The following is a 9,722-nucleotide window of genomic DNA, read 5'->3' on the forward strand; positions in this document are numbered from 1 at the left end:
ATATCAATATTAGAATCTGAAGTGTGAGAACGCTTTGTTAGCTTCTGCCATTTTGTGCGTGTCTTCTTTCTTCTTCACGGCTGCACCCTCACCTTTGGATGCCGAAATGATTTCTCCGGCCAATTTTTCGTGCATGGTTTTTTCACCACGTTTACGGGCGTAAGAGATCATCCATTTCATACCCAATGCAATCTTGCGCTCTGGACGTACTTCCATAGGAACTTGGAAGTTGGCTCCGCCGACACGACGGGATTTTACCTCTACCGAAGGCATGACATTGTTCAATGCTTTCTTCCATGTTTCCAGACCGTTTTCCTGTGTTTTTTGCTCGACCAGTTCTACAGCATCGTAGAAGATTGAATAGGCGATAGATTTTTTACCATCTACCATTAGGTTGTTGACAAAACGTGTTACCTGAGTCTCATTAAACTTTGGATCAGGTAAAATGATTCTTTTCTTTGGTTTTGACTTTCTCATTTTCTTTTCCTCCGTTTAATTATTTTTTACCTTTTGCCGGAGCTGCTGCTTGTCCTGGTTTAGGACGCTTAGTTCCGTATTTAGAACGACGTTGGTTACGACCATTGACGCCAGAAGTATCCAATGCGCCACGGATGATGTGGTAACGGACACCTGGTAAGTCTTTCACACGGCCACCGCGGATCAACACGATGGAGTGCTCCTGTAGATTGTGGCCTTCACCTGGGATGTAGGCATTCACCTCTTTACCGTTTGTCAAACGAACACGAGCGACTTTACGCATGGCTGAGTTTGGTTTTTTAGGGGTAGTAGTATATACACGCGTACATACACCTCTTCGCTGTGGACATGAGTCCAACGCTGGAGACTTACTCTTGTCTTCCAGAGCTACTCTACCTTTTCTAACTAATTGTTGAATAGTAGGCATTTACCTGTTTTCTTTTTTAAATTGTTTAAAATTTATTTTTTTAGTCCGCAAAGATATGAATAAGTTTTTGAATTGTAAATAGTTAATAACAAATTGTTTTGTTAGTTTTGCAGACCTCTTTTGATAGTGTTTGCTTTTTGATGGCCACATAGAGGGTTATATAAACTGTAAACAACACAATTAAGCTTTATAAATATGAAAATTAAATCGATTATTTTTTTGTTGGCCATAGTGACATTTGTTTTTTTGGGGTGCTCGAAGGATGAGGGCAATGGCGGGGAGAAAGTTTCAGGTGTCAAGGTTACGGTCACTGTAACCGGTATTAAGGAAGGAGATTCGTTTTATACCAGTTTCTTTGGGATGGATCCTAATGGTAAACGCTTATCATGGAAAGTAAATGGGAAGATGTATGAGGCAAATTCGGATGTAGATTTGTATACCGAAGATTTTCTGGGAAGTACCACGACTTATATTGGTGAAGTTGTAGATATAGCGTCGGCTACAGTTGTCGTAGATGCGTCAGCTGCTGATGGTAATTCTTATACGGTTTCTATTAAAGTAGAACAAGATGGCGAAATAATGCATAATGTGCAAAAAACAGTCACCGGAGATGATGGTATTGATATGAAAAATTATATGGTTGTGGGAGATATTGATATTGGCTTCAACTAAATAGGCGAAAAGCATAAATACAATGCCCCAAAGAGTGTCAGACTTTTTGGGGCATTTTTATGGTATGGTGCACATAGGAGGGGATATTCTCTGTTTTCAATTTTCAATTCACCGTTATTCATTATTTTTATTCCCATATATTCTTTTTATTTTTGCTCTGAATTTTTAAAGTAGGGTAAGGGAAACAGCTATGCCAGTCAAAATACCAGATAATCTTCCAGCGATAGAGCTTTTAAAAAAGGAAAACATATTTGTAATGAGTGACCTGCGGGCCAATTCGCAGGATATCCGTCCGCAACGATTGCTTATCCTTAATCTCATGCCGTTGAAGATTACTGCGGAGACAGATTTCGTGCGCTTGCTTTCCAACAATCCCCTGCAGGTAGAGGTCGAGTTCTTGAGGTTGGAAACCCATACGTCCAAAAATACTTCGGAAGAGCATCTGGAATTGTTTTACAAAGGTTTTTCCGAGATCAAAGAGAATTTTTACGATGGCATGATCATTACCGGGGCACCCGTAGAGATGATGAAGTTTGAAGAAGTAACCTATTGGGATGAGGTCACGACTATCTTTGATTGGGCCCGGAAACATGTCACTTCTACCTTATATATATGCTGGGCCTCTCAGGCTGCACTTTACCATTTCTATGGCGTCGAAAAGGTGCCGTTGGACAAGAAACTGTTCGGGGTCTTCAAGCATACGGCTACAGACAAGCGGGATCTGCTGTTTAGGGGGTTTGACGATGAGTTTTTTATTCCCCATAGCCGACATACCACCTTGCGGAAAGAAGATATGCAGAATAACCCCGAAATAACCATTCTTTCTGAGTCTCCTGAGGCTGGTGTAGCCATTGCTTCCTCGCGGGGAGGACGTGAGTTTTATCTTACAGGGCATTCTGAGTATGCGCCGTTGACGTTGCATGAGGAGTATATGCGTGATGTGGAAAAAGGACTGCCGATAGAGATGCCGCAGAATTATTATAGAGGTCATAATCCAAGCAACCCTCCTTTGGTACGCTGGGCAAGTCACGCCAACCTGCTATTCAACAATTGGCTGAACTACTATGTCTATCAAGAGACTCCTTTTGATCTGAAAGAAGTGGAACAGCTCGGAGAGATCAAGCATCATGGATAGTAGTGATAACTGTCTGTGAGGTTTTTTTGCTTTATTGGAACTTGAGTTTATCCAGTAAATCTGTATAATACTTCGCGTTCCAGATATCGAGTACGCTATCGTCTTTTATGAACCGGATTACATCCTCTTTGGCTCTGTCAAATGATATAGCTTCTATCTTTTCCTTTAACAGCTCTTTTATCTGTTCCGCAGTGATAGTGTCCGTTATCCAGTCTCCGGTATCTATTGCTCGGGACAAAAAATGATCGACACTTAGTGGGATACCTTTCTTGATATACCATTCCAGATCGTACCAATCCCGTCCCTTGATTCTATTTTTCCATTTTCTGAACAGTACAGCGTGTACTTTTCCTGCAAATAGCGAAGGCAGGTCAAAACATTTCACATAAAATGAGAAAGGACGAGTAAGGAGCTTTTCTTCAGTGCCAAACCCTAATGGAGGTTTTCTGTCTACTTCTATCTTGATCTTGATGGGGCGATTGGTACGTATGCCTGTCTGTCCAAGGACATTCTCCAAAATAAGCTCTTGCCACAAGGTGTCTGATTTCAGAAAGGCAGATTCGATGTTTGACACCTCTTTTTTTTCCTTTTCTTTGATGCTCACAGTCATGCCGAGAGCTTTAAATTCTAAAGACATAGCATCAAAATAGGGTTCAATTGAGAACGCGGGATCTGTTCTCAATAAGGAAAAGTCCAGGTCTTCGGAAAAACGGTCCAGACCGTAAAAGATCCGTAAGGCCGTGCCACCGTAGAAGGCTGCCTTTTCGAAAAAATCTGTTCTGGACAATCCTGCCAGGGTTACCTCCTGCATGATCTCTCGCAGAGCAGCGGATGTATCGTCTATATTTTTAGGATTATACTCCTTTATCCACTCTTTTATCATAGCGTTTGCAAGGTCTTGATCAACATTTGCAGGCTAGATTGCTTCGGGGCATCACTGATCCAGGAAGCTATCGCCTCTATATCCAAAGTAAGGAGTGCTTCCTCTTCTATACGTAGGTCCTCTGTCAAAAAATCAAGTGTCTGCCGGACGCTGCGCAGAGACACACCCGCTGTGGTGACGATCTTGTCGCAGAGTGCCTTTTCGGGGGAGGCGACTAATGCGGCTTGATTTTCGGTCAGTAGGACACGTTGTATCCCGAATGTGTAGTAGGGGGCTTCCAAATGCCGATAAGTAAATCTTCCTACTTCGGTTTTGTAGGTTTTTGTGGCCTTTAAGGTCACGGAACTGATTTCATATACCCGCTCGGGTACGAAACCCCAATACGACATCGCCGTCTCCAACGATACGTAACTGGGGCCGTGGAGATGATTGGCGATGAGGAAAAGCCCGGGAATAGGAAGGTCGGTACGTGGTCCGGGTACATACAGGCCACGCTTGACATACTGAAGCTCATCTTCTCGCACTAATGCACTGATCTTGTCGTTGGGTCTCTTGTATTCTTTCAGTAGATGCAGGACCGTTTGGCGGGACAAGGGGGCGTCGGTATACTTCTTGAGCAGGCGTTCAAAATCCATTATTGTAAAATATAAACACAATAATCGGTTTTTTTTCGATTATTTGCAAATTATTTTACAACAATAATGAGATTTATCATTTGACTGAAGATACGATAACCGGCAATCTAAATCTTAAATAGATGTTGCTTTTTTGTATTTTTGTGCCGCAGGACAAATCTTGTGTTGTTCTTGGTATGGCTTTTGCTGAACCGGAAAAGTGTTGGCGGATATCGATGGAACAAATGACCGTTAAAAGTTTTTTGTAGCTACTACCTACTTCGTCATATAGCGCCAAAGGTTATTTAAGATTTAATATGGTGAAGAAAATAGTACAAAATCTGCTTGTCATTTGTTCAGTATGGATGTTGACAGGCTGTTTTGATGTTGTAGAAGAGGTGGATATTAACTCCAACGGATCCGGAAGAATAAAAGCAACGGTAAATCTGAGCAAGAGCAAAACGAAAGTAGCCTCATTGATGAAGCTGGACAAGGTGGACGGTATAAAGATACCCTCCAAAACCGAAATCCAAAAGGAAGCCGATGCCATCGTTCGGCTCTTAAAACAGACCTCAGGTATCAGCGATGTACAGTCATCGCTGGATTTTGACAATTATATTGCGACTTTATCCTGTAGTTTTAACGATGTCAAAGCACTCAATGCTTTCTCTAAGATCCTTTCGGCACATTTTAAGGTTGAGCTTTCTACCTATTCCAGCTATTCTTACGATCCTGCTGCCAGAGTATTTGGCAGAAACTATACCTATAATGCAGAGGTAAAAAAAGAGTTCGCAAAACTAAAAACGGATAATCAAGAATCTTTTAACCAAGCCCATTTTACGAGTATTTATAGATTCCAGGATCATGTAGCTCGTCAGCAACATGCGAATGCCAAAATATCTCCCAACAAAAAAGCCGTGATGCTCAAGGTCCGGGCGACAGATCTGATCAATGGAAAGGTAAATCTATCCAATCGGATCACACTGAGCAAATAATATCATATACCAGCTTAATCATACTATATGTCTCTGAACAAAATCAACCTCCTGTTTATTTTCCTATTCGGTTCGTTTACCTTGAATGCGCAAAATCTCCTGCGCAAAATTCCCCAAGATGCTAAAGTGGTCATTACATTCAACACCAAGGCCGTTTTTGATCATTTGAAAATGGAGGATCTGAACCTGACCTTGATCCGGTTAGGCCTTTTTGATAAGATCAATGATAAAGGAAAGGCTCCCATCCAAAAGATGCAGGATCTGGGAATAGACTGGAACACCAAAGCGTATGCGTATGTGAAGGGAACGGATAGTATACAATATTTTGGAGCGCTGATCCCTTTATCAAACAAGGAACAGTTCGAATCCTTGGTCCCTAAACATAAAAAGATCTATCAAGAAAATGGATTGCCTACGGTCTATTCTACCGACCGCTCTTTACGGATGAGCTGGGATCAGCATACCTTGTATGTCATGGGAGGGATAGCCATAGATCGTTATTTTAAAAAACAAGACGTGAAAGATCGGTATGGCTTGATTTCGGACAATCATGAGTATGACCAATCTGCACCGATCATGGATTCGGTGGCGACCACTTGGGAGGCTTATGCTTTTGATACGGAGGCTAGCGCTATTGTGGATTCTATAGAGGCTGTAGTCGATGCAACCTTATTGCCTCCTCCGGCTGTGGTGACCGACACACTTTATCCACCTGTAGTTGTCGCTGCGCCGCCGGCCGCTGCAATAGAGGTGCCGGATGATTATCGATATGTAGATTCGGTATTGGCACAAGAACAGTATTCGGATGATTATTACAAGCGGTACGACACTATGTATCGTCACAATGACTCCGTAAAAAGAGAGGTGGTCGGACAATGGATAGATGTTGAAATGGGTATGGTGATAACGGGAGGCCATGGCTCTTTTGATACAAGGCAACTCGGTAAGCTGAATTCCAATACCCTGGCACAAATCCATGTGCGTGATATAGCCTCATTCTATAGCCATTTCTACCCCGAAGATATCTGGAGAGATGCCTTTGGTATCCAGCCTAAGCTGGACTATGGCATCGAAGGAGTGGATGCTAGCGTGATCGTACAGGGTAATAAGTTGAAGTTTACGGGAGCCGCTACGCTGGACAAAGACATGACTACGTACTATAAAGCCATCTATAATAAAAAGCTGAACCCCAAATTTTACGCTTATCTGGATAAAGATGCTTTGGGATTTTTCTCGTTCAATCTAAATACAGAAGCCTATATCAAGTATTTTCCAAAGATTTTAAAAAAATATTATGGATCTTTTATGCCTAGATACGAGCATGCTATAAGTCTGGTAGCAATATTGTTCGATGTAGCTTTGGACGAAAAAGCCATCGCAAAAGTATTTAAAGGAGATAACCTGTTTGTGCTCAACGGAGTTACCAAAGTGGAGGTAACATATAAAGACTACGAATACGATGATAATTATAACTATAAGCAGGTCGAAAAAACCAAGACAGAGACTATCCCTCAATTTCTATGGATGTTTTCTTCGGATGATACCCGTATTTTTCATAAACTTGCTGAGGTTGGTATACAGGAGAAAGGTATCATAGACCATGATGGGGTCTACGAATTGAAGGAAAAGAGCAAATCTGGTATCAATGTATTCTTTTTGATCAAAGATGATATGGTCTTTGTCGGTAATGATCTTGAAAAACTTCAGAGTATCCGTTCCAATAGGTTGAGGCCCAAAGGTCATACACCCTATATAGCATTGGCCAAAAGGAATAGATTGAGTCTACTTTTCAATACAAGACAAGTGCCTACGCTATTGGAAGAATTGGATATTCCTGTACAAAAGTCTTTGGATGAAACCATTAAGGGTATGGCACAATATGGAGATTTTTACCTGTTGTCGTCCGGTGTGAAAGGCAATAAATTAAGCGGTGAGGTAGCGATTGATTTTCCAAATACAAAAGGCAATGCGTTGGCATTTTTGTTTGATGTTCTCAGCCGATGGTCTTTAAAAAAATAAGATAGATGAAAATTGCAAAAAGGGTATTTTTTCTTGTCGTTGGGCTTATTGCGGTCATTGCGATAGGCTTTTATCTGTTTTTGCAAATCAGAGAAGTACGTTCGCGGAATGTACTTGTCCACGGTCAGAGCCAGTCTATTGTCAAAATAGCGGTAGACCGAATTTTATGGGACATAGCGAGGAATGCAATCACCCATCCCGGATATTATCGCCAGGAAGGAAAGACTCCTGCGCGGCCGGGAGCTTCCATGAGGCTAGATGAGGCGGTAGTTATTCCTGCAAATCTATATTTTTTTTCTACGGAAAGCGATACATTGACATTTTATGCCATGCTCCAGGTCAGGGACGAACAGGTGCTGAAAGTCTCTTTGCAGTATCACCTTGGGATAGATTCATCGGCTTTTGCCCATGATAAAGGTTACTGGTATGTCAGCTCTGAAAACAAGAGATTTTCTTTTGTAGGCAATGATAAGGAGGTGCTGATGGCTGTCAACTTGGACAGACTGGATAAGATCGAACGGCTTAGAGATATGTGGCACTACCGGTCAAAGATGATGAAACCCATCAAAGAGATGGAAGGTTTTGATTTTGGAAAAGAGAAAGCTGATATCGTCTATTATGATCGATGGAACAAAAATACAGCAACCGCTGATTTTGGACAGGGTAAGATCATCTCTACCGCCGATATAGCGTTGGATTTGATCCATCTAACTGACAAACCGCAGGCGAGGGTACTTCCGGTAGGGAATGTACTGAATTTTTATTGCCATGCAGACTTAAAACCGCTTTTTGAAAAATATAGACATACGCTCAGCAACTATAATATTCCTATCGATACCCTCAAGCAGTATTATGGAGGTTACATGGATATACAGTGGAAACAGGGGGGCGTCTTGCAACAGGATACCGTTGTGGCGTATGATTATGACGACAGCTTTGAATTGATACCAAAAAAAGAAGTTCGGGAAGAAGCCGTGCCGAACCTGATCTTGACACTTAGGATGTCGCCACATCTCAGTGCCTATCTTCCGCAAAAGATATTTTATGTATTTCACCAGGCGCGAAAAGAGGATCTGATTGGACTAAGCACGGCCGCACAGTTTGAAAACAGTTATGCATTTGAAGATACCGGGCAGGCTTTTCATATGGTATACAACCGCGACGCAAGTGTGATGAAATATTTAGGGTGGATCCCTTGCATCGATCGGATACAGTCCTGGAAAACCTGTGGAAAGCGAGCAGCAGAAAAAAGAACAGAGTTCAAAAGCGAACTAACGATGGCTGATCCTCACATCCATGCATTAGCTCAGTTGATCACGGATTGATGCAGGCCTCATGGTAAGACTTTGATATAGTGCCCCGATTTTGAAGCCGACTCACAGGCGTTTTGCTTGTCTTAGATAATAGCTGTTTCCATTAATCGGATATTTTCGCTATACTTGATGCTAGAATATAACTAAAAAATATCAGAATTTCAGGATGCTTTATGTCTAATCTGCATGACCAACCAATGTTTGAAAGGCAAACGGTATGCTATACAGTGTCAAAAACAAACCTGTCACGATCATGTTTTCACAGCCAAAGGCAAAAATGTTTCTGAAATTAAGTCGGGATAAAAAATAATCTACTATATTTGTAGACTTTATTTTTAGACAAGAAAGTTGAAAAAATAAAAACTCGGCACTTATGATTAATACACGCAAAGTCTAATTACGCGTTTCATGGACAGGGGAGATTTGGATATCGTACAGGCCATCAATGATGCCGACCCAATAGCTTTCAAAAAGCTATTTGAGCAGCATTGGAAAAAAATATATCATATAGCTCTTCAGAAGCTGCCCCGAGAAGAAGATGCTAGCGATATTACACAGGAAGTTTTTTATTTGATTTGGAAAAATAGGGGGTATTGGAAGATAAAAACCAATATTGAAGCCTATTTGCAGGGCATGTTGCGACACAAAATATACGATTTCTATGCCCAACGTGACCGTTTGCCCATACTTATCCCCTTGAATGAGCAAGAAGAATATTGGCACTATAGTTTTCAGGAAGCTGAGCGGGAAGACTACAGTTATGAAAACCAATTGGTGAGGAAAGAAATCGAAGCGATGCCCGAAAAGATGCGTGAAATTTTTATACTAGGCCGCTTTGAAAACCTCTCTGCAGCCCAAATTTCCGAAAAACTCGGCATATCCGTCCAAACCGTACGAAACCAGATTTCAGCCGCTCTCAAACGCTTAGGGAAATGTGATCTATCAATTGCTTTAGACAGGCACAATCATTATTTTTACCTTGTCAATACAATATCGAATACTGTTTGATCAGATTGACAAAAAGACCAAACGTAGGATAGAAAAAACAGGGAAGCAGTAGCTTAAAATGAATATCTTACTTATGAAAGCTTAACCCATTGCGGCAAACCATCGTCAAGATTCTCGTTATCATGGGTTGATACTCCGGTTTTTTAATTCTGCAAAAATGATAAAATATTTATGATATA

10 protein-coding genes are annotated in these 9,722 nt (G+C 41.4%); 6 read left to right on the top strand and 4 right to left on the bottom strand.

From position 1 onward, the window contains the following. Nucleotides 1–9 precede the first annotated feature (9 nt). Together rpsG and rpsL are read right to left on the bottom strand one after the other, a co-directional pair. Nucleotides 10–477: a 30S ribosomal protein S7 gene (gene rpsG / locus G5B00_RS15135; protein WP_163877275.1), complete on the bottom strand. Its 468-nt coding sequence runs from the start codon at nt 475–477 to the stop codon at nt 10–12. A 19-nt stretch (nt 478–496) separates the two neighbouring features. Beyond that, nucleotides 497–904 carry a 30S ribosomal protein S12 gene (rpsL, locus tag G5B00_RS15140; RefSeq protein ID WP_130140989.1) on the bottom strand — a complete coding sequence of 136 codons (408 nt, stop codon included), beginning with the start codon at nt 902–904 and terminating at the stop codon, nt 497–499. A 195-nt stretch (nt 905–1,099) separates the two neighbouring features. Here rpsL and G5B00_RS15145 point away from each other — a divergent pair, with 195 nt between their 5' ends. Then, complete coding sequence (locus G5B00_RS15145; protein ID WP_163877277.1) at nt 1,100–1,576, top strand: hypothetical protein; 477 nt, start codon at nt 1,100–1,102, stop codon at nt 1,574–1,576. Between the two features lie 190 nt (nt 1,577–1,766). Beyond that, a complete protein-coding gene (gene metA, locus G5B00_RS15150; RefSeq protein ID WP_163877280.1) occupies nt 1,767–2,711 on the top strand; it encodes a homoserine O-succinyltransferase in 945 nt (314 codons plus the stop codon). Between the two features lie 31 nt (nt 2,712–2,742). Here the strand turns inward: metA and G5B00_RS15155 are convergent, their stop codons facing one another. Beyond that, on the bottom strand, nt 2,743–3,594 hold the full coding sequence (locus G5B00_RS15155) for a nucleotidyl transferase AbiEii/AbiGii toxin family protein (protein ID WP_163877283.1): 852 nt from the start codon (nt 3,592–3,594) through the stop codon (nt 2,743–2,745). Continuing rightward, nucleotides 3,591–4,229, bottom strand: coding sequence for a hypothetical protein (locus G5B00_RS15160; protein ID WP_163877287.1), 639 nt, complete (start codon nt 4,227–4,229; stop codon nt 3,591–3,593). The genes G5B00_RS15155 and G5B00_RS15160 overlap by 4 nt, the downstream gene beginning before the upstream one ends. 296 nt (nt 4,230–4,525) lie before the next feature. Here G5B00_RS15160 and G5B00_RS15165 point away from each other — a divergent pair, with 296 nt between their 5' ends. The 4 genes from G5B00_RS15165 (at nt 4,526) to G5B00_RS15180 (ending at nt 9,543) form a co-directional block, all read left to right on the top strand. Beyond that, entirely contained in the window at nt 4,526–5,203 is a 678-nt protein-coding gene (locus G5B00_RS15165; protein WP_163877290.1) for a hypothetical protein, read from the top strand. A gap of 27 nt (nt 5,204–5,230) precedes the next feature. After that, nucleotides 5,231–7,222 (top strand): DUF4836 family protein, encoded by a 1,992-nt coding sequence (locus G5B00_RS15170; protein ID WP_163877293.1) that lies wholly within the window; start codon nt 5,231–5,233, stop codon nt 7,220–7,222. 5 nt (nt 7,223–7,227) lie between these two features. Continuing rightward, a complete protein-coding gene (locus tag G5B00_RS15175; protein ID WP_163877296.1) occupies nt 7,228–8,547 on the top strand; it encodes a hypothetical protein in 1,320 nt (439 codons plus the stop codon). A gap of 396 nt (nt 8,548–8,943) precedes the next feature. Then, complete coding sequence (locus G5B00_RS15180) at nt 8,944–9,543, top strand: RNA polymerase sigma factor (RefSeq protein WP_163877300.1); 600 nt, start codon at nt 8,944–8,946, stop codon at nt 9,541–9,543. Nucleotides 9,544–9,722 lie beyond the last annotated feature (179 nt).

The organism is Parapedobacter sp. SGR-10 (genome assembly GCF_011030405.1).
Taxonomy (GTDB): Bacteria; Bacteroidota; Bacteroidia; order Sphingobacteriales; family Sphingobacteriaceae; genus Sphingobacterium.